An 18,962-nucleotide genomic window follows, 5' to 3' on the forward strand; every position below is an offset into this window, starting at 1 on the left:
GGGAGATAGGGGGTGGCTGTGCGGACGCCTTCGCGGGCAAGCCCGCTCCCACGTTCGACCGCATTCCAAAGGTGAAACTTGATCAATTGCGGGAGATAGGGGATGGCTGTGCGGACGCCTTCGCGGGCAAGCCCGCTCCCACGTTCGACCGCATTCCAAAGGTAAAACTTGATCAATTGCGGGAGATAGGGGGTGGCTGTGCGGACGCCTTCGCGGGCAAGCCCGCTCCCACGTTCGACCGCATTCCAAAGGTGAAACTCGATCAATTGCGGGAGCGGGCTTGCCCGCGATGAGGCCCTGTCAGGCGCCGACAACCCCACCGTCATCCCGCCGAATCGCCATCACTGACGAGCGCGGTTTACCGTTGGGCAGATGCTGTGGCCAGGTCGAACCACCGGTTTCCCCAGGGTGCTGAATCCCCACGAACAGCGTCTTCTGATCCGGCGAAAAGCTGATCCCCGTGACCTCACACGCCACCGGCCCGACCATGAAACGGCGAATTTCGCCGGTCGTCGGGTCGGCACACAGCATCTGGTTATTGCCCATGCCGGCGAAGTCGCCCGCGTTGCTGTAGTCGCCGTCGGTCAGAATCCACAGGCGCCCGGCCTTGTCGAAACCCAGGCCATCGGGGCTGTTGAACATGTTTTGCGGGTTGATGTTGGCAGAGCCGCCTTTGGGTGTGCCGGCATGCACACCCGGGTTACCGGCCACCACAAACAGGTCCCAGGTAAAGGTCGGGGCGCCGTGGTTATCGGAATCGGCTTTCCAGCGCAGGATCTGGCCGTAGACATTTTTCTCGCGCGGGTTGGGCCCGCCCACGGGCTGGCCGTCTTCGCCGCGCTTGGCGTTGTTGGTGAGCGTGCAGTAGACCTGGCCATCGGTGGGGCTGACCACGATCCATTCCGGGCGGTCCATGCGGGTGGCTTTCACCACACTGGCGGCCAGGCGTGCATGGATCAGCACTTCGGCCTGGCTGGCGAAACCGCTGCTGGCGTCGATGCCGTTTTTGCCGTGGGTCAGCTCGACCCATTCGCCTTTGCCCTTGGGATGATCGGCATTGCCGTCGCCAGCGTCGAAAATGGCCACGTATAACGTGCCGTGGTCGAGCAGGTCCTTGTTGGCTTTCGGGTTGTGATGATTGATCGGATCGCGGCTGACAAATTTGTAGATGAACTCACCGCGTTCGTCGTCGCCCATGTACACCACGGCACGCCCGTCGCGGGTTTCTGCCAGCGCGGCGTTTTCGTGCTTGAAGCGACCAAGGGCGGTGCGCTTGACCGGCGTGGACTTCGGGTCGAACGGGTCAATCTCCACCACCCAACCATGCCGGTTGAGTTCATTGGGGTTCTTGGCCATGTCAAAACGCGGGTCGTGCGGGTGCCAATTGATCTCTTTGCTGGTGGCCACCACGCCGTAGCGCTTTTGCCCCGCGTCAAAGGTTTGTTGAGGGTTGCTGCTGCCGAAGCAGTCGGTGAAGTTCTCTTCACACGTCAGATAAGTGCCCCACGGCGTCTTGCCGTTGGCGCAGTTCTGGAAGGTGCCGAGCACGTTTTTGCCGGTTTTGTCGGCGCTGGTTTTCAGCCATTCATGCCCTGCGGCCGGGCCGCTCAGGCGAATGGGCGAGTTGCCGTGGATGCGTCGGTTGTAGCGCGAGTCCTGGACGAACTGCCAAGTGTCGCCCTTGCGCCGCACCTCGATGACCGACACGCCTTCGCTGGCCTGCGCCTTGCGCACGTCTTCGGCAGACTGCGGCGCACCGCCGTGGGCGTAGAGGTAACGGTAGTTGGTGTATTCGTTGTTGATCGCCATCAGTGCGCGGTTGTCGTCGCCAGGGAAGGCGAACAGGCTCATGCCGTCGTTGTTGTCACCGAATTGCTGCTCCTGGGCCTTGGCGCTGCCGTTGCCGGATGGGTCAAAGGCCGGGCCATTCTTGTGCAGCGGCTGGCCCCAACTGATCAACACCGAGGCGGTGTAGCCGGGCGGCAAGGTGATGGCGTCGCTGGTGGCGGCGGCGATGCTGGTAAAGCCCAACAATGGGCTGGCGGTCGCGGCATTCACGGCCAATGCGCTGCGGGTCAGCAGGTTGCCACCCAGGAACATCGCGGCACCGCACAGGGCGCCGGCGCCGATAAAACGACGGCGGGTGAGGCCGACCATCTGTTCGAGGTCAGTGGCTTGGTTTTCTTCTAATAGGCTCATTTCAGGCTCCCTGCGGTTTTTGCAGACACCTTAAGGAGCCGTCGTGACGAAATTGTTGCAGTTTGAAGGCGAGCGCAGCACGCCCGCCCGTTACACCGGCGTGCCGAGCAACACGTTGCTGGGCGAGAACTGCACCTGGATCGGTTGGCCTTCGGCGGCGCTCAATCCCCTGAGCGCGGCCGGCTGCGCCAGGGCGCACAAAACCTGGCCATTGGGCAGGGCGATACGCACCTCACTGGGGCCGTCATCGGCGTCGAAAACCGTCTCGATGACACCGCTCATGCAATTGTGTCCAGGTGTTGCAGTTTGCTCGGTGGCGAGCAATTCCAGCCAACCGGCCTTGATCAAGGCCACCACTTCTGTGCCGATTTCAAGTTCCAGCCGCTGCGTGCTGTCGTGGGTGATCTGCGCCTTCAGGCTCAGGCCGCCGGACAGTTGCAGGCGGATCACGTCGTTGCGGCCGTGGCTCTCAATGCTGCTGACCTGGCCGTGCAGTTGGTTGCGCGCGCTGGTGCGCAGCATCAAGCGGCCCAGCAGGTTGAAGTCGCTGGCATCTTCGTCCGAACCGAGCACCTGCGCCTGCAGCACTTGCAGGCGCTGATAGAGGCGCAACACGCGCTCACCTTCGGCCGTCAGCTTGGCGCCGCCGCCGCCCTTGCCGCCGACGCTGCGTTCGACCAGTGGTTTTTGCGCCAGGTTATTCAGTTCATCGATGGCGTCCCAGGCGGCCTTGTAGCTCAAACCGGCGCTTTTGGCCGCGCGGGTGATCGAACCCTGCTCGGCGATGTGCGCCAGCAGGGCGATACGCTGGGGACGGCGGATGATGTGTTGGCTGAGGGAGGTCGGCAGAGACATGTGCGCACGCTTGGATAAGGTCAGCGGACGTTGCAGGCGTGGCGCACGGGAGTCAAGTCATGTGCCGGGTTTTGGCGTGCGTGCCAGGCAGTAGATGTCGACCTGGCGCGCACCGGCTTCCATCAACAGCCGGGCCACGCTGTGGGCCGTAGCGCCGGTGGTGAGTACGTCGTCCACCAGCGCCAGGTGGCGGCCTTGCACGTGGGCGCCAGGTGCCAGTGAAAACGCCGTGAGCAGGTTGCGTTTACGGGTCCTGGCGTCCAGGGCTTGTTGCGCGACGGTTTCATGGGGGCGTAACAACACCTGCTCATCGTGGGGGAGGTCGAGGTCTTCGCTGAGCCAGCGGGCCAGCATCAACGCCTGGTTAAAACCCCGTTGGCGCAGGCGTTTGCGCGCCATGGGCACCGCCAGCAGGCAGTCGGGCCGGGCGAGTTCGGCGTTGTCGAAGCGGTGTTGCAGGTGGTGCCCCAATAAACGCGCGAGCAGATGGCCGAGCGGCCAGCGCGACTGGTGTTTGAAGCGGCTGATGAGTGTGTCGACAGGGAAACTGTAGGTCCAGGGCGCAATCACCCGTTTAAAGGCCGGTGGTTGCTTCTGACATTGGCCGCACACCAATCCATCCATCGGCAGCGGCAGCGCACACACTTCGCAGTGCTCCATTAGCCATGGCAGTTCGATTTCGCAGACGTTGCACACGCAATCGCTGGATTCTGTGGCTTCATCGCAGATTAAACAGTGCTGGTTGTTTTTTAACCAGATGTAAACCTTGTGTTTGTGTTCGGGTTGACAGTGCATGAATCTTCCTTAAATATGCCGAGCATCCGTGTCGTGCCTGTGGGTATTGCCCTTCCCACAGCGAAAGCCCAAGCATAATCAAGGAATCGCCCATGAGCGCCAGCACCACTGCCACCCTGCGTCACGATTGGTCCTTAGCCGAAGTCAAAGCGCTGTTTGTACAGCCCTTCAATGACCTGTTGTTCCAGGCGCAGACCGTGCACCGCGCGCATTTCGACGCCAACCGTGTGCAGGTGTCGACCTTGCTGTCGATCAAAACCGGCGCCTGCCCGGAAGATTGCAAATATTGTCCGCAGTCGGGCCACTACAACACCGGCCTGGAAAAAGAAAAGCTGATGGAGGTGCAGAAGGTCCTCGAAGAGGCCGCTCGCGCCAAGGCCATCGGTTCGACCCGCTTCTGCATGGGCGCCGCCTGGAAACACCCGTCGGCCAAAGACATGCCGTACGTGCTTGAAATGGTCAAAGGCGTGAAGGCCATGGGCCTGGAAACCTGCATGACCCTCGGTCGTCTCGACCAGGACCAGACTGAAGCCCTGGCCCAGGCCGGCCTCGACTACTACAACCACAACCTCGATACCTCGCCCGAGTTCTACGGCAGCATCATCACCACCCGCACCTACGGCGAGCGCCTGCAAACCCTGGCTTATGTGCGCGATTCCGGGATGAAAATCTGCTCGGGCGGCATCCTCGGCATGGGCGAGTCCCTCGACGACCGCGCCAACCTGCTGATCCAGTTGGCCAACCTGCCGGAGCATCCGGAGTCGGTGCCGATCAATATGCTGGTGAAGGTGGCCGGTACGCCGCTGGAAAACGCCGAAGATATTGACCCGTTCGACTTCATCCGCATGCTGGCGGTGGCGCGCATCCTGATGCCGCAATCCCATGTACGCCTGTCGGCCGGTCGTGAGGCGATGAACGAGCAGATGCAGGCCCTGGCGTTTTTCGCCGGTGCCAATTCGATCTTCTACGGCGACAAGTTGCTGACCACCGCCAACCCGCAGGCAGACAAGGACATGCAACTGTTCGCGCGCCTGGGCATCCTGCCGGAAGCGCGTGAAGAGCACGCGGATGAAGTGCATCAGGCGGCGATTGAGCAGGCGTTGGTTGAGCAAAAGAGCAGCGAGCAGTTTTATAACGCTGTTGTTTGATTGAAATGCACTCCAAATGTGGGAGCGGGCTTGCTCGCGAAGGCGATCGGTCAGTTGATAGATGCAGTGACTGATACACCGCCTTCGCGAGCAAGCCCGCTCCCACATTTTTGACCGAGTTCCACCTGATCTACCGAGGCCTGCATGTCTTTTGATCTCGCCGCGCGTCTCGCTGCCCGCCGTGCCGAACACCTGTACCGTCAACGTCCCTTGCTGGACAGCCCGCAAGGCCCGCAAGTGGTGGTGGACGGCCAACCGCTGTTGGCGTTCTGCAATAACGATTACCTGGGCCTGGCCAATCACCCGCAAGTGATCGAAGCCTGGCGCGCCGGTGCGTCCCGTTGGGGCGTGGGCGGTGGCGCTTCGCACTTGGTGGTGGGCCATGCCACGCCGCACCATGAACTGGAGGAAGCCTTGGCCGACCTGACCGGTCGCCCGCGTGCACTGCTGTTTACCACTGGCTACATGGCCAACCTCGGTGCGGTCACTGCGTTGGTGGGGCAGGGCGATACGGTGCTGGAGGACCGGCTCAACCACGCGTCGCTGCTGGATGCAGGTTTGTTGTCCGGGGCGCGATTCAACCGCTATCTGCATAACGACGCCGACAGCCTGGCCAAACGGCTGGAGAAGGCGACCGGCAATACGCTGGTGGTCACCGATGGGGTATTCAGCATGGACGGCGACCTGGCTGACCTGCCAGCGTTGGTCCGTGAAACCAAGGCCAAAGGCGCCTGGTTGATGGTGGACGACGCCCATGGTTTTGGCCCGTTGGGCGCAAAGGGTGGCGGGATCGTCGAGCATTTCGGCCTGAGCCAGGAGGACGTGCCGGTACTGGTCGGCACCCTGGGCAAAGCGTTTGGCACCGCCGGGGCGTTTGTGGCGGGCAGCGAAGAACTGATCGAGAGCCTGATCCAGTTCGCCCGGCCTTATATCTACACCACCAGCCAACCGCCGGCATTGGCCTGCGCAACCTTGAAGAGCCTCGAGCTGCTGCGCACCGAACAGTGGCGACGCGAGCACCTCAATAACCTGATCCGCCAGTTCCGCCGGGGCGCCGAGCAGATCGGCCTGGCATTGATGGACAGCTTTACGCCGATCCAGCCGATCATGATCGGCGACAGCGCCAAGGCCATGCGCCTGTCACAGATGTTGCGCGAGCGCGGCCTGATGGTGACTGCTATTCGCCCGCCTACCGTGCCAGCCGGCAGTGCCCGACTGCGCGTGACATTGACGGCGGCCCACAGCGAGGCGCAGGTGCAGCTATTGTTAAGCGGATTGGAAGAGTGTTTCCGTTTGTTAAGCATCACGGAGCCCGACCATGCGTGATCGGCTGATATTGCTGCCTGGCTGGGGCCTCGGCGTTTCACCGCTGGAGCCTTTGGCCGCCGCCTTGCGCGGCCTCGACGAACACCTGCACGTGCACATTGAGCCATTGCCGACGCTGGCTTCGAGTGATCTGGATGAATGGCTCGACGAACTCGACGCCACGCTGCCGGACAACGCCTGGCTGGGCGGCTGGTCCCTGGGCGGCATGCTCGCCTCCGAGTTGGCGGCGCGGCGTGGCGAGCGTTGCTGCGGCCTGCTGACGTTGGCGAGCAACCCGAGTTTTGTCGCTCATGAAAGCTGGCCCAACGCGATGCCCGCCGAAACCTTCGATGCGTTCCTCGCCGGTTGCCACGCCGATTCCCAGGTCACCCTCAAACGCTTCGGCCTGCTGTGCGCCAAGGGTGCCGAAGACCCCCGCGGGCTATCGCGCTTGTTGGTCAGCGGGGCACCGAATACGCCTTCCAATGTGCTGATGCCGGGCCTGGAACTGCTCGCCCAACTGGATACCCGTGCGGCCTTGCAGGCCTATCGCGGCCCGCAACTGCACCTGTTTGGCGGCCTGGATGGCCTGGTGCCCGCCGAAGCCGCCAGCGATCTGCTGGCCCTGCTGCCTGATGTTGAAATCGGCCTGATTGAACAGGCCGGTCACGCTTTTCTTCTGGAGGACCCTCACGGTGTAGCGGGGGCCATTCAGGCTTTTTTGCATGAGTGCGTTGATGACTGATTTATCCCACCCCTCACTGCCGGGTGCCTTGCCGGACAAGCGCCAGGTGGCGGCGTCGTTTTCCCGTGCGGCGGCCAGCTATGACAGCGTGGCCGAGTTGCAGCGCGCGGTGGGGACTGAACTGCTGGCTCGCTTGCCGGCGGGCAGCGCGCCGCAACGCTGGCTGGACCTGGGCTGTGGCACAGGGTTTTTCAGCCGCGTGTTGGGCGAACGATTGCCTGGCAGCCAGGGTGTCGCGCTGGATATTGCCGAGGGCATGCTCAACCACGCGCGGCCATTGGGCGGTGCCGAGCATTTCATCGCCGGGGACGCCGAACGCCTGCCTTTGCAGGCGGACAGTTGCGGGTTGATCTTCTCCAGCCTGGCGGTGCAATGGTGTGCGAATTTCGACGCTGTGCTCAGCGAGGCCCGCCGCGTGCTGCACCCTGGTGGCGTGCTGGCATTCGCGAGCCTGTGCGTGGGCACCCTGGATGAGTTGCGCGAAAGCTGGCGTGCGGCGGATGGGTGGGTGCACGTCAACCGCTTCCGCACCTTCGAGGCTTATCAACAGTTGTGCGCCGCCAGCGGCTTGCGGATGGTGAGCCTGGAGCGCCGGCCCCATGTGTTGCACTACCCGGATGTGCGCAGCCTCACCCACGAACTCAAAGCGTTGGGCGCGCATAACCTCAACCCGGGTCGTCCGGGAGGCTTGACGGGGCGCGCGCGGATTGTTGCACTGGTGGACGCTTACGAGCAGTTCCGTCAGGCCCAGGGCCTGCCCGCCACGTATCAAGTGGTGTATGCCGTACTGGAGAAACCTCTATGAGCGCCGCTTACTTCATCACCGGCACCGACACTGATGTCGGCAAGACCACCATCGCCGCCGGCCTGCTGCATGCCGCACGGCTCGCGGGCAAAAGTACCGCTGCCGGAAAACCGGTGGCCTCTGGCTGTCAGGTGACGCCCAAAGGTCTGCGCAATGCCGACGCTTTGGCGCTGCTGGCTGAGTGTTCGTTGCCGCTGAGCTATGCCGAAGTTAACCCGGTAGCGTTCGAGCCGGCCATCGCGCCTCACCTGGCGGCGCGCGAAGCGGGCGTTGCCTTGACGGTGCAGTCGCTCTTGAAGCCGATGCAGCAAATACTGGCGCGGCAGGCAGATTTCACCCTGATTGAAGGTGCGGGCGGCTGGCGCGTGCCGCTGGCCGATCAGGACAACCTGTCGGACCTGGCCATGGCGCTCAAGTTACCGGTGATCCTGGTGGTGGGCGTGCGCCTGGGCTGTATCAGCCATGCCTTGCTGACCGCTGAAGCCATCGCGCGGGACGGTTTGCCGTTGGCTGGCTGGGTGGCGAATATCATCGACCCCAAGACCTCTCGTCTGGAAGAGAACCTCGCTACCCTGGCTGAACGATTGCCCGCGCCATGCCTGGGCCGCGTGCCGAAACTCAAGCAGGCCAGCGCCGAAGCTGTGGCCGAGTACCTGGAATTGGACCTGCTTGACTGATTTTGGCTATCGCTAAGGCATTATGCCATTAGTGTTTTTGACGGGCGTTTTGCCAGGATGTCTGCTTCAATTCAGGTTCACGATTCTCTAAAGGCAGGCTTACGCCATGGAAATCTCTGGAAGCAGCGCGTTTTATTCGGGGCTGAGCACTATTCAGGCCGGGCAGAACCGCGTCGACCAGGCCGCCGGCAACATTGCCAGCGCCGCGACGACCCAGCCCTCCGACGCCCAAAGCGACCGTTTGCAAGCCAACGATCGCGCCCAGCCGTCCAACTCGGCGAGCAATATGGTCGAAATGGCCCAGGGCAAGTTTCAAGTGGAGCTGGGCGCCAAAGTTGCCAAGGCTTCGAATGAAATGCTCGGCACCTTGATCGACACCTACGCTTAACGCCCTCATACGCGGGCTCTCGCTTTCTGTGGGAGCCGGCTTGCCTGCAATGGCAGCTACTCGGTTTGCCTGATACAGCGCGGCGCCTGTATCGCAGGCAAGCCAGCTCCCACCGTTGTCCTGTTTAGCTCTCTGGAATTTCTACAGTCCTTTTTGATGTGGCGTACCGCCGCAGGCCTTGCTGTGCGCGCCGTTGATCCGGGTCATGACAAATGGCGCCTGGACGATGCTTGACAACCCCAGGTCGTAAACGTATGTTTCAAACACCTGTTTGACCGCCATAACAAATCCACGCGGTTGTTCATCCCAGATACATCAGCAGAGGTTTATCGCTATGCCTGACTACAAGGCCCCCTTGCGTGATATTCGCTTCGTTCGTGACGAACTGCTCGGCTATGAAGCGCACTATCAGAGCCTGCCGGCTTGCCAGGACGCTACCCCGGACATGGTTGACGCCATTCTCGAGGAAGGCGCCAAGTTTTGTGAGCAAGTGCTGGCACCGTTGAACCGCGTGGGTGACATCGAAGGGTGCACCTGGAGCGAGTCAGGCGTTAAGACCCCTGCTGGTTTCAAAGAAGCCTACAAACAATTCGTCGAAGGCGGCTGGCCAAGCCTGGCCCACGACGTGGAGCACGGCGGCCAAGGCTTGCCGGAGTCCCTGGGCCTGGCCGTCAGCGAAATGGTCGGTGAAGCCAACTGGTCGTGGGGCATGTACCCTGGCCTGTCCCACGGTGCAATGAACACCATCTCCGAGCACGGCACCCCGGAACAGCAGGACGCTTACCTGACCAAACTGGTCTCGGGTGAGTGGACCGGCACCATGTGCCTGACCGAACCCCACTGCGGTACCGACCTGGGCATGCTGCGCACCAAGGCCGAGCCTCAGGCGGACGGTTCCTACAAAGTCTCCGGCACCAAGATCTTCATCTCGGCCGGTGAGCACGACATGGCCGACAACATCGTCCACATCGTGCTGGCTCGCCTGCCGGACGCACCGGCCGGCACCAAAGGCATCTCGCTGTTTATCGTGCCTAAATTCCTGCCGAACGCAGATGGCTCGATCGGTGCGCGCAACGCGGTGACCTGTGGCTCCCTGGAGCACAAAATGGGCATCCACGGTAACGCCACGTGCGTGATGAACTTTGACGCGGCCACCGGTTTCCTGATCGGCCCGGCGAACAAAGGCCTGAACTGCATGTTCACCTTTATGAACACCGCTCGCCTGGGCACTGCACTGCAAGGCCTGGCCCACGCTGAAATCGGCTTCCAGGGCGGCCTGAAATACGCTCGCGATCGTCTGCAAATGCGCTCCCTGACTGGCCCGAAAGCGCCGGACAAAGCGGCTGACCCGATCATCGTGCACCCTGACGTGCGCCGTATGCTGCTGACCATGAAAGCCTTCGCCGAAGGCAACCGTGCGATGGTGTACTTCACCGCCAAGCAAGTGGACATCGTCAAGTACGGCACCGACGACGAAGCCAAGAAACAGGCCGACGGCCTGCTGGCATTCATGACGCCGATCGCCAAGGCATTCATGACCGAAGTCGGTTTTGAATCCGCCAACCACGGCGTTCAGATCTACGGCGGCCACGGCTTTATCGCCGAGTGGGGCATGGAGCAGAACGTTCGCGACAGCCGCATTTCGATGCTGTACGAAGGCACCACCGGCATTCAGGCGCTGGACCTGCTCGGCCGTAAAGTGCTGATGACTCAAGGCGAAGCGCTCAAGGGCTTCACCAAGATCGTGCACAAGTTCTGCCAGGCCAACGAAGGCGTTGAAGCCGTCAAAGAGTTCGTTACACCGCTGGCTGCACTGAACAAGGAGTGGGGCGAGTTGACCATGAAGGTCGGCATGGCCGCGATGAAAGACCGTGAAGAAGTCGGCGCCGCTTCGGTGGATTACCTGATGTACTCCGGCTACGCGTGCCTGGCTTACTTCTGGGCCGACATGGCGCGCCTGGCTGCCGAGAAACTGGCTGCCGGCACCACTGAAGAGGCGTTCTACACCGCCAAGCTGCAGACGGCGCGCTTCTACTTCCAGCGCATTCTGCCGCGTACCCGCACCCACGTTGCAACCATGCTGTCGGGCGCCAGCAACCTGATGGACATGAAAGAAGAAGACTTCGGCCTGGCTTACTAAGCCTTTCCGGATCTTTTGAAAGCCGCCGCTCCCTTGGGAGCGGCGGTTTTTTATTGGCTGATAAAAAACACAGCGCCGCACTCAGGGATTGCAGTTGGCTGCCGTTACAGTGATGGCAATGTGATACAGGTCACAGTGAATGTGCTTAACTGTGTGCAGTGAAGGCACTGTGCCATCTTTTTTTGAGCGGGTCGGAGCTTTACCCTTGTTGCGCGTGTCCGCTGTACGTTTCAGTCATTTCCTTCCTTCATTACTGCTGTTACTGGCCGGGCTCTCGGCTGCGTACGTCAAAGATCTCAACGTCTTCTTCACCTCGCTGTTCAACGTGTTGCCTACCCTTGTGCTGTTGCTCGGCGGTTCGTACTGCGCGGTGTATCGGCGCCAGCGTGAGCTGTTCCTGATGATCACGGTGTATGTGGTTTACTTCCTGTTGGACGCCCAGACCGATTACTACCGCGACAACGGCCGTGTCCGTGAAGACGCGGCGGTGGTCTTTCATCTGTGTTGCCTGTTGCTGCCGCTGCTGTTCAGCATCTACGCGGTGTGGCAGGAGAAAACCCACCTGTTCCGCGACTTCGTTGCCCGCTGCGCTGTGCTGCTTGCCATCGGCAGCGTGGCACTGGCGCTTGAGCAAAGTTTCCCCCAGCCCCTGCTGAACTGGCTGGCGGAGATTCGTTGGCCGGCGTTGCACGGCAGTTGGATGAGCCTGATCCAATTGTCGTACCCCATGTTCCTGATTGGTTTTGTCACCCTGGCGGCGCAGTACTGGTACCAGCCGCGGCCTCTGCACGCCGCGCAGCTGGTCGGTTTGCTGGGGTTGTTCTGGATGTTGCCGCAAACCTTCATCCTGCCGTTTACCCTGAACATCATGTGCAGCCAGGTGATGCTGATGATCGCGGCCGGTGTGGCGCATGAGGCCTATCAAATGGCCTTTCGTGATGAGCTGACCGGCTTGCCGGGCCGCCGGGCGCTCAACGAGCGTATGCAGCGGCTGGGGCGCAATTATGTGTTGGCGATGAGTGACGTCGATCACTTCAAACGGTTCAACGACACTCACGGTCATGACGTCGGCGACCAGGTATTGCGCCTGGTGGCCAGCAAGCTGTCCAAGGTCAATGGTGGTGGGCGGGCCTATCGGTATGGCGGTGAAGAGTTTGCCGTGGTCTTTGCAGGCAAGACCCTGGATGAATGCATGCCGCACCTGGAGGAGATCCGCGAGATCATCGCCAACTACGACATCAAGCTGCGCAACCCGGACCGTCCCCATGACGACCTGCAGGGCCGCCAGCGCCGTGCAGGCAGCGGCGCGTCGAGTGTGTCGGTGACGGTCAGCATCGGTGTGGCCGAACGCCAGGCTGAACAGCGCAGCCCTGAGGAAGTGCTCAAGTCCGCCGACCAGGCGCTGTACGCCGCCAAGGGCGCCGGGCGCAACTGTGTGGTCGCGGCCGGGCAAACCCGTCGTGGCGCGGTGCGCATGGAAAACGCTGCCGGTTGAGTGATGGTGGTGTATTCAGCGGTTCTACAGTGATTGTTTGCGGTCGTGGCCGGCAGTAGGTTGAAACCATCTGCTGCCGGAGACATCGCCATGCCTGAGTACAAAGCTCCCCTGCGCGACATGCGCTTTCTGATCGACAACGTGTTTGATTTCCACGGCCATTACGCTGCCTTGGGCGCTACCGACGCCAGCCCGGACATGGTCAGTGCGATCCTCGAGGAAGGCGCCAAGTTCTGCGAGAACGTGCTCGCCCCGCTCAATCGCAGTGGTGATGAAGAGGGCTGCCATTTCGATAATGGCGTGGTCACCACGCCCAAGGGCTTCAAGCAAGCCTTCGCCCAGTACGTGGAAGGCGGCTGGCACGGCGTGGCGGCGGACCCGGCCTACGGCGGCCAGGGCTTGCCGCATTCGTTGGGCCTGGTGCTGAGCGAAATGATCGGCTCCAGCAACACCTCCTGGGGCATGTACCCGGGGCTCACGCACGGTGCGATGTCGGCGATCCACGCCCACGGCACCGAGGAACAGAAAGCCACCTTCCTGAACAAACTCACCGCCGGCGAATGGACCGGCACCATGTGCCTGACCGAAGCCCACTGCGGCACTGACCTGGGGCTGATCAAGACCCGCGCCGTGCCCCAGGCGGATGGCAGTTACGCCGTCACCGGCAGCAAGATCTTCATCTCGGCCGGCGAGCATGACCTGAGCGCCAACATCATCCACCTGGTACTGGCCAAGTTGCCGGATGCGCCGGCAGGCACCAAGGGCATCTCCTTGTTTATCGTGCCCAAGTTCCACGCGGATTCGGGGGAGCGCAACGCGGTGCACTGCGGCTCAATCGAGCACAAGATGGGCATCAAGGCCTCGGCGACGTGTGTGCTGAACTTCGACGGTGCCAAAGGCTTCCTGATCGGCGAGGCGAACAAAGGCCTCAACTGCATGTTCACCATGATGAACCACGCACGCCTGGGCACTGGCATGCAGGGCCTGTGTAATGGCGAGACAAGCTTCCAGGGCGCGATCAAGTACGCCAACGATCGCCTGCAAATGCGTTCACTGACCGGCGCCAAAGCCCCGGACAAAGCCGCCGACCCGATCATCGTGCACGCCGATGTGCGCCGCATGTTGCTGACCATGAAAGCCTTCAATGAGGGCAACCGCGCGCTGACGTATTTCACCGCGCAACTTCTCGACACCGCGCACCTGAGCAGTGACGCCACGCAACGTCAGGAAGCTGAAGACCTGCTGGCGTTCCTCACGCCGATCTGCAAAGCCTTTATGACCGAAACCGGGCTGGAAGTGACCAACCACGGCATGCAGGTATTCGGCGGCCATGGCTACATTCGCGAATGGGGCATGGAGCAGTTGGTGCGCGATTGCCGGATTGCGTCGATCTATGAAGGCACCAACGGCATCCAGGCCCTCGACCTGCTGGGGCGCAAGGTGCTGGGTAGCCAGGGCAAGTTGTTGCGCGGGTTTACCAAGATCGTGCATAAGTTCTGTGCGGCGAATGCCGAGCATCCGCAGCTCAAGGCCCATGTGGAGCAGCTCAATCAACTGAATCAGCAGTGGGGTGAGTTGACCGTCAAGGTGGGGATGGCGGCGATGAAAAATCCGGATGAAGTGGGCGCGGCGGCGATGGATTACTTGATGTACAGCGGTTACATCATCCTCGGTTACCTGTGGTTGCGTATGGCGATCACCGCCCAGGCACTCGACGACACCGAGTTTGCCAAAGCCAAGCTGGCGACGTGCGACTTCTACTTCAAGCGCTTGCTGCCGCGCACGGCAACACACCGAGCTGCTGTGGAGGCGGGCAGTGAGTGCTTGATGAGTCTGCCGGCGGAGGCGTTTGGCTTGTCGTGACCAAAAAATACCAATCAGTCACAAGTGGACCCTATGTGTCTGAAAAGTTGTTCGGGTACACTCGGAGTCTGTAAAACCGATCCTATCGAATCACTTTTCATGTTCTCACGAGGTTTGCCATGGCTGATTACAAAGCGCCGTTGCGTGATATGCGCTTCGTCCTCAACGAAGTGTTTGAGGTCGCTAATACTTGGGCCCAATTGCCAGCATTGGCAGACACCGTGGATGCCGAAACCGTTGAGGCGATCCTTGAGGAAGCTGGCAAGGTCACCGCTAAATCCATCGCACCGCTAAGCCGCAACGGCGATGAGCAAGGCTGCCGCTGGGCCGACACCGTGGTCAGCACGCCGGAGGGTTTCCCTGCGGCTTACAAAACCTACGCAGAAGGCGGCTGGGTGGGTGTAGGCGGTGATCCGGTATTTGGCGGTATGGGCATGCCCAAAGCCGTCTCGGCCCAGGTTGAAGAGATGATCAACTCGTCGAGCCTGGCGTTTGGCCTGTACCCGATGCTGACGTCCGGTGCCTGCGTGTCGATCAACACTCACGCCAGCGAAGCGCTCAAGGCGACCTACCTGCCGAAGATGTACTCGGGTGAGTGGGCCGGTTCCATGTGCCTGACGGAAGCGCATGCCGGGACTGACCTGGGGATGATCCGCACCAAAGCTGAGCCTCAGACGGACGGTTCCTACAAGATCAGCGGCACCAAGATCTTTATCACCGGCGGCGAACACGACCTTACCGAAAATATTATCCACCTGGTGTTGGCCAAGCTGCCGGATGCGCCGGCGGGCCCCAAGGGTATCTCGCTGTTCCTGGTGCCGAAGTTCATGGTCAGTGCCGACGGCAGCCTGGGCGCGCGGAACCCGGTAACCTGCGGCTCCATCGAACACAAAATGGGTATTCAGGCGTCCGCCACCTGCGTGATGAACTTCGACGAAGCGGTGGGTTACCTGGTGGGTGAGCCCAACCGTGGGTTGGCGGCGATGTTCACCATGATGAACTACGAGCGTTTGGGGGTGGGTATCCAAGGCTTGGCGTCCGGCGAACGTTCCTACCAGAACGCGATTGAATATGCGCGCGACCGCCTGCAAAGCCGTTCGCCGACCGGCGCCAAGGCCAAGGATAAGGTGGCTGATCCGATCATCGTGCACCCGGACGTGCGCCGTATGCTGCTGACCATGAAGGCTTCGAACGAAGGCGGTCGTGCGTTCTCCACCTATGTGGCCACACAGTTGGACATCGCCAAGTTCAGCGAAGATGCCGCCGCCCGCGAGCGCGCCGACAACCTGGTGGCGTTGCTGACGCCAGTCGCCAAGGCCTTCCTCAGCGACTTGGGCCTGGAAACGACCGTGCTCGGCCAGCAAGTGTTTGGTGGCCACGGCTACATTCGCGAGTGGGGCCAGGAGCAACTGGTGCGGGACGTACGCATCACCCAGATCTACGAAGGCACCAACGGCATCCAGGCGCTGGACTTGATGGGCCGCAAGATTGTCGGCAGTGGCGGTGCGTTTTATACCCTGTTCGCCGACGAAATCCGTCAGTTCATCACCACGGCTGGCCCCGAGTTGGGCGAATTCACCCGTCCGCTCAGCGCGGCAGTGGATAACCTGGATGAATTGACTGCCTGGGTGCTGGACCGCGCCAAGGCCAACCCGAATGAAATCGGCGCGGCTTCGGTGGAGTACTTGCACGCCTTTGGCTACATGGCTTACGCCTACATGTGGGCGCGCATGGCCAAGGCGGCGTGGGGCAAGGAGTCTGAAGAAGACTTCTACGCCAGCAAGCTGGGCACCGCACGCTTCTACTTCGCCCGCCTGCTGCCACGTATTCATTCGCTGAGTGCGTCGGTAAAAGCCGGCAGTGAATCACTGTTTTTGCTGGATGAAGCACTGTTTTAAGGGCTTGGAGGGCGTGTAAGCATTCTCTTACATGACGTGCTGCTATTCGTCCTCTATCGCCAAATTGGATCCACGGATAATCTACTTCACATGGACGTCGCGCAGGAAGCGCAAAGCAACAACACGGACACGTAGGATTCTGCCAGGACGGCGGAGTGAAATGGATGTCAGGGAAACAGTCTGCAAAGCCCCGCTTCGGCGGGGTTTTCTTTTGCCCGCGAAAAAGTCAGGCCGACGCCTGAGGGGCATTCATCACGTCCTCCAGCAACGTGCGCAACAACGCCACGGTCGCTTGCTGGCGCTGTACGTCGCGGCACACCAACCCCACTTTGAGCGGCACCCTCGGTTCACTCAAGGGTTTCCACAGCAGTGCTTTGCTGTTGTGTTCATCCTGGGAGCGCCCCGGCAATACGGTGGCAAGTTTGGTATGGGGCAGGCTGTCGAGAATCCCCACCATGGTATTCAATTCCGCTTGCACCTGCGGTCGCCGCCCGAGGTTGGACAGCTGGCCTTGCCAGATCTGCCGCACCTGAAACTCTTCCCCCAGCAGCAACATCGGCAACTCGGCCGCCTGTTTCAGCGAGACTTTTTTGAATGCCCGCAGAGGATGGTCTTCGGGGATGACCACCTTCAACTCATCTTCATACAACAGCACGCCATGCAGCCCTGGCTGGCGCGGCGGCAAGTAGCTGATGCCGATGTCCAGCGAGCCGTTAAGCAACCGGCGTTCGATCTCCAGCCCGGTCAATTCGTAAATCTGTACCACCAAATGCGGCTGGGCCTTGCGCACGCGCTCCAGCATTTGCGGGACCAGGCTGGTGTGCACGGTTTGCAGTACGCCAATGGCCAAGGTGCGCATCGCCTGGCCCTTGAAGTTGCGCAGGGCTTCGACGGCCTGCTGCATGCCATCAATCAAAGGCAACGCGTGGTTGTACAACGTATGCGCAGCCAGCGTGGGTAACAGGCGCTTGCTGCTGCGCTCGAACAGGCTCACATCCAGGTTCTGCTCCAGTTGGCGAATCTGTTGCGACAGCGCCGGCTGAGAGATCGAAAGTCGCTCCGCGGCACGGCCCACGTGGCCTTCCTCATACACCGCGACGAAATAACGCAGTTGCTTGAAATCCATAAGACTTACTTATCGAAAAAGCTGGAAAATCGAAATGGCCGCTGGCCCCTGAGACGCCTAGTCTAGCGCCTATTCGCAGGGCTTACAGGGCCGGATCGGGCAATGAATAACGTTTATCTTGATAGCGTTTACATAGGCAAGGCAAAAAACCTTCAGGCAGTGTCTGCACGGGACGCCGACCAAGGTCGGGTTGCCATGGAGGGTGAGCTATGAATCTGTTTCGTCGCCCTGCGCCGAGCCTGGACGATTTGATCCTGGACGCGCCGCATGAATTGCCCAGTGAATCCCTGATGCCGACGGTGGCCAGGCCTGCGCAGGTCTTCGTGCGCGGCCAGGGCTCCTGGCTCTGGGACAGCGAAGACCGAGCCTATCTGGATTTCAGCCAGGGCAGCGCCGCCAACAGCCTCGGCCACAGCCCACAGGTATTGATCAACGCCCTGGCCGGTCAGTCTCAAGCGCTGATCAACCCAGGTAGCGGCCTGCACAACCGCGCCCAATTGAACCTCGTCGACCGGCTGTGCCAGCACACCGGCAGCGATCAGGGTTACCTGCTCAACAGTGGTGCGGAAGCCTGCGAAGCCGCGATCAAGCTGGCGCGCAAATGGGGGCAACTGCATCGCGGCGGCGCTTATCGCATCATCAGCGCCAGCACGGGTTGCCATGGCCGCAGTTTTGCGGCGATGGCGGCCTCGGCCGGCGCTGGCGCAAGCCGTTTTGAACCGCTGTTGCCGGGCTTCAGCCATGTGCCCTTTAACGACTTGCCTGCCCTGCATGCGGCGGTGGATGCGCAGACTGTCGCCATCATGCTGGAGCCGATCCAGAGCGAAGCCGGTGTAATCCCTGCCACCGAACACTACCTCAAGGGTGTTGAACGCCTGTGCCGCGAGTTGGGAATCCTGCTGGTCCTCGACGAGGTGCAAACCGGTATTGGGCGTTGCGGCACCTTGCTTGCCGAACAACAGTACGGCGTGCGCGCCGACATCGTGACCTTGGGCAAAGGCCTGGGCGGCGGCGTGCCGTTGGCAGCACTGCTGGCACGTGGCAAGGCGTGTTGCTTCGAAGCGGGCGAGTTGGCAGGCACCCATCACGGCAATGCGTTGATGGCCGTGGCCGGGGTGGCGGTACTCGATACGGTATTGGCGAACGGCTTTCTCCAACACGTCCGAGAGTCCGGCCTTTACCTCGGCGAAGGCCTCGCCCGGTTGGCCTATCGATACGACCACGGCCAATTACGCGGCCATGGCCTGATGTGGGGCCTGACGTTATCGGATGATTGCGCTGATGCCGTGGTAAAAGCCGCTTTGCACGAAGGCCTGATCCTTAATGCCCCGCAACCTGACTGCCTGCGCTTTACTCCGGCCCTCACGGTCAGCAAAAGCAACATCGACGAAATGCTCGTACGCCTGGCCCGCGCCTTCGCGCGCGTGCGCACCGCGCAACTGCAATGCCGCAAGGGCATCGCCGTTTAACCCCCTATTCCAGAACCGTCTCGCGGCATACGCGGCGCCTCCAGCCTGATTCTT

17 protein-coding genes are annotated in these 18,962 nt (G+C 61.3%); 12 read left to right on the top strand and 5 right to left on the bottom strand.

Annotation, left to right across the window (positions count from 1 at the left end):
• On the top strand, window positions 1-293 hold a 293-nt coding region (locus tag ACDZ94_RS11190; RefSeq protein ID WP_432751462.1), incomplete at its 5' end, for a hypothetical protein.
• A gap of 7 nt (window positions 294-300) precedes the next feature.
• Here ACDZ94_RS11190 and ACDZ94_RS11195 read toward each other — a convergent pair.
• The 3 genes from ACDZ94_RS11195 to ACDZ94_RS11205 form a co-directional block, all read right to left on the bottom strand.
• Window positions 301-2,199: a PhoX family protein gene (locus ACDZ94_RS11195; RefSeq protein ID WP_432751463.1), complete on the bottom strand. Its 1,899-nt coding sequence runs from the start codon at window positions 2,197-2,199 to the stop codon at window positions 301-303.
• A gap of 90 nt (window positions 2,200-2,289) precedes the next feature.
• The gene (locus ACDZ94_RS11200) at window positions 2,290-3,054 is read right to left on the bottom strand and encodes a TOBE domain-containing protein (protein ID WP_432751464.1); all 765 of its coding nucleotides are present in this window, start codon (window positions 3,052-3,054) and stop codon (window positions 2,290-2,292) included.
• A gap of 57 nt (window positions 3,055-3,111) precedes the next feature.
• Entirely contained in the window at window positions 3,112-3,849 is a 738-nt protein-coding gene (locus tag ACDZ94_RS11205; protein ID WP_262666409.1) for a ComF family protein, read from the bottom strand.
• Between the two features lie 92 nt (window positions 3,850-3,941).
• Between ACDZ94_RS11205 and bioB the strand changes: the two genes are divergently transcribed.
• The 6 genes from bioB to ACDZ94_RS11235 all read left to right on the top strand — a co-directional run bounded on the left by bioB (window position 3,942) and on the right by ACDZ94_RS11235 (window position 8,917).
• Window positions 3,942-4,997, top strand: a complete 1,056-nt coding sequence (gene bioB, locus ACDZ94_RS11210) for a biotin synthase BioB (RefSeq protein ID WP_064454421.1) — start codon at window positions 3,942-3,944, stop codon at window positions 4,995-4,997.
• A 144-nt stretch (window positions 4,998-5,141) separates the two neighbouring features.
• Window positions 5,142-6,323, top strand: coding sequence for an 8-amino-7-oxononanoate synthase (gene bioF / locus ACDZ94_RS11215; protein WP_432751465.1), 1,182 nt, complete (start codon window positions 5,142-5,144; stop codon window positions 6,321-6,323).
• On the top strand, window positions 6,316-7,047 hold the full coding sequence (locus ACDZ94_RS11220; RefSeq protein ID WP_262666407.1) for an alpha/beta fold hydrolase: 732 nt from the start codon (window positions 6,316-6,318) through the stop codon (window positions 7,045-7,047). The genes bioF and ACDZ94_RS11220 overlap by 8 nt, the downstream gene beginning before the upstream one ends.
• The gene (gene bioC, locus ACDZ94_RS11225) at window positions 7,040-7,852 is read left to right on the top strand and encodes a malonyl-ACP O-methyltransferase BioC (protein WP_064454418.1); all 813 of its coding nucleotides are present in this window, start codon (window positions 7,040-7,042) and stop codon (window positions 7,850-7,852) included. Before ACDZ94_RS11220 ends, bioC begins: the two co-directional genes overlap by 8 nt.
• Complete coding sequence (bioD, locus tag ACDZ94_RS11230) at window positions 7,849-8,529, top strand: dethiobiotin synthase (protein ID WP_064454417.1); 681 nt, start codon at window positions 7,849-7,851, stop codon at window positions 8,527-8,529. Before bioC ends, bioD begins: the two co-directional genes overlap by 4 nt.
• A gap of 106 nt (window positions 8,530-8,635) precedes the next feature.
• A complete protein-coding gene (locus ACDZ94_RS11235; protein ID WP_053258342.1) occupies window positions 8,636-8,917 on the top strand; it encodes a hypothetical protein in 282 nt (93 codons plus the stop codon).
• A gap of 141 nt (window positions 8,918-9,058) precedes the next feature.
• Here ACDZ94_RS11235 and ACDZ94_RS11240 read toward each other — a convergent pair whose 3' ends face one another.
• Window positions 9,059-9,199 carry a hypothetical protein gene (locus tag ACDZ94_RS11240; RefSeq protein ID WP_156526311.1) on the bottom strand — a complete coding sequence of 47 codons (141 nt, stop codon included), beginning with the start codon at window positions 9,197-9,199 and terminating at the stop codon, window positions 9,059-9,061.
• Window positions 9,200-9,251: 52 nt separating this feature from the next.
• Between ACDZ94_RS11240 and ACDZ94_RS11245 the strand changes: the two genes are divergently transcribed.
• From ACDZ94_RS11245 to ACDZ94_RS11260, 4 genes are all read left to right on the top strand, one after another.
• Entirely contained in the window at window positions 9,252-11,057 is a 1,806-nt protein-coding gene (locus ACDZ94_RS11245; protein WP_221295775.1) for a phenylacyl-CoA dehydrogenase, read from the top strand.
• Window positions 11,058-11,262: 205 nt separating this feature from the next.
• Window positions 11,263-12,552, top strand: a complete 1,290-nt coding sequence (locus tag ACDZ94_RS11250; RefSeq protein ID WP_064454415.1) for a GGDEF domain-containing protein — start codon at window positions 11,263-11,265, stop codon at window positions 12,550-12,552.
• A 90-nt stretch (window positions 12,553-12,642) separates the two neighbouring features.
• Window positions 12,643-14,415, top strand: coding sequence for an acyl-CoA dehydrogenase C-terminal domain-containing protein (locus ACDZ94_RS11255; RefSeq protein WP_432751466.1), 1,773 nt, complete (start codon window positions 12,643-12,645; stop codon window positions 14,413-14,415).
• A 119-nt stretch (window positions 14,416-14,534) separates the two neighbouring features.
• Window positions 14,535-16,313 (top strand): acyl-CoA dehydrogenase C-terminal domain-containing protein, encoded by a 1,779-nt coding sequence (locus ACDZ94_RS11260; protein WP_432751467.1) that lies wholly within the window; start codon window positions 14,535-14,537, stop codon window positions 16,311-16,313.
• A gap of 226 nt (window positions 16,314-16,539) precedes the next feature.
• Here the strand turns inward: ACDZ94_RS11260 and ACDZ94_RS11265 are convergent, their stop codons facing one another.
• Window positions 16,540-17,439 carry a LysR family transcriptional regulator gene (locus ACDZ94_RS11265; protein ID WP_064454412.1) on the bottom strand — a complete coding sequence of 300 codons (900 nt, stop codon included), beginning with the start codon at window positions 17,437-17,439 and terminating at the stop codon, window positions 16,540-16,542.
• A 209-nt stretch (window positions 17,440-17,648) separates the two neighbouring features.
• Between ACDZ94_RS11265 and ACDZ94_RS11270 the strand changes: the two genes are divergently transcribed.
• Complete coding sequence (locus tag ACDZ94_RS11270) at window positions 17,649-18,908, top strand: aspartate aminotransferase family protein (RefSeq protein ID WP_432751468.1); 1,260 nt, start codon at window positions 17,649-17,651, stop codon at window positions 18,906-18,908.
• Window positions 18,909-18,962 lie beyond the last annotated feature (54 nt).

Origin of the sequence: Pseudomonas sp. UBT, assembly GCF_050915955.1 — a bacterium.
In the GTDB taxonomy this organism is placed as follows: domain Bacteria; phylum Pseudomonadota; class Gammaproteobacteria; order Pseudomonadales; family Pseudomonadaceae; genus Aquipseudomonas; species Aquipseudomonas antarctica_A.

Coding starts and splice junctions, on each gene's coding strand:
- ACDZ94_RS11240 (WP_156526311.1), bottom strand. CDS start 9,199: ATGGCGGTCAAACAGGTGTTTGAAACATACGTTTACGACCTGGGGTTG.
- ACDZ94_RS11265 (WP_064454412.1), bottom strand. CDS start 17,439: ATGGATTTCAAGCAACTGCGTTATTTCGTCGCGGTGTATGAGGAAGGC.
- bioD (WP_064454417.1), top strand. CDS start 7,849: ATGAGCGCCGCTTACTTCATCACCGGCACCGACACTGATGTCGGCAAG.
- ACDZ94_RS11195 (WP_432751463.1), bottom strand. CDS start 2,199: ATGAGCCTATTAGAAGAAAACCAAGCCACTGACCTCGAACAGATGGTC.
- ACDZ94_RS11270 (WP_432751468.1), top strand. CDS start 17,649: ATGAATCTGTTTCGTCGCCCTGCGCCGAGCCTGGACGATTTGATCCTG.
- ACDZ94_RS11205 (WP_262666409.1), bottom strand. CDS start 3,849: ATGCACTGTCAACCCGAACACAAACACAAGGTTTACATCTGGTTAAAA.
- ACDZ94_RS11260 (WP_432751467.1), top strand. CDS start 14,535: ATGGCTGATTACAAAGCGCCGTTGCGTGATATGCGCTTCGTCCTCAAC.
- bioC (WP_064454418.1), top strand. CDS start 7,040: ATGACTGATTTATCCCACCCCTCACTGCCGGGTGCCTTGCCGGACAAG.
- bioB (WP_064454421.1), top strand. CDS start 3,942: ATGAGCGCCAGCACCACTGCCACCCTGCGTCACGATTGGTCCTTAGCC.
- ACDZ94_RS11220 (WP_262666407.1), top strand. CDS start 6,316: ATGCGTGATCGGCTGATATTGCTGCCTGGCTGGGGCCTCGGCGTTTCA.
- ACDZ94_RS11200 (WP_432751464.1), bottom strand. CDS start 3,054: ATGTCTCTGCCGACCTCCCTCAGCCAACACATCATCCGCCGTCCCCAG.
- ACDZ94_RS11245 (WP_221295775.1), top strand. CDS start 9,252: ATGCCTGACTACAAGGCCCCCTTGCGTGATATTCGCTTCGTTCGTGAC.
- ACDZ94_RS11235 (WP_053258342.1), top strand. CDS start 8,636: ATGGAAATCTCTGGAAGCAGCGCGTTTTATTCGGGGCTGAGCACTATT.
- bioF (WP_432751465.1), top strand. CDS start 5,142: ATGTCTTTTGATCTCGCCGCGCGTCTCGCTGCCCGCCGTGCCGAACAC.
- ACDZ94_RS11255 (WP_432751466.1), top strand. CDS start 12,643: ATGCCTGAGTACAAAGCTCCCCTGCGCGACATGCGCTTTCTGATCGAC.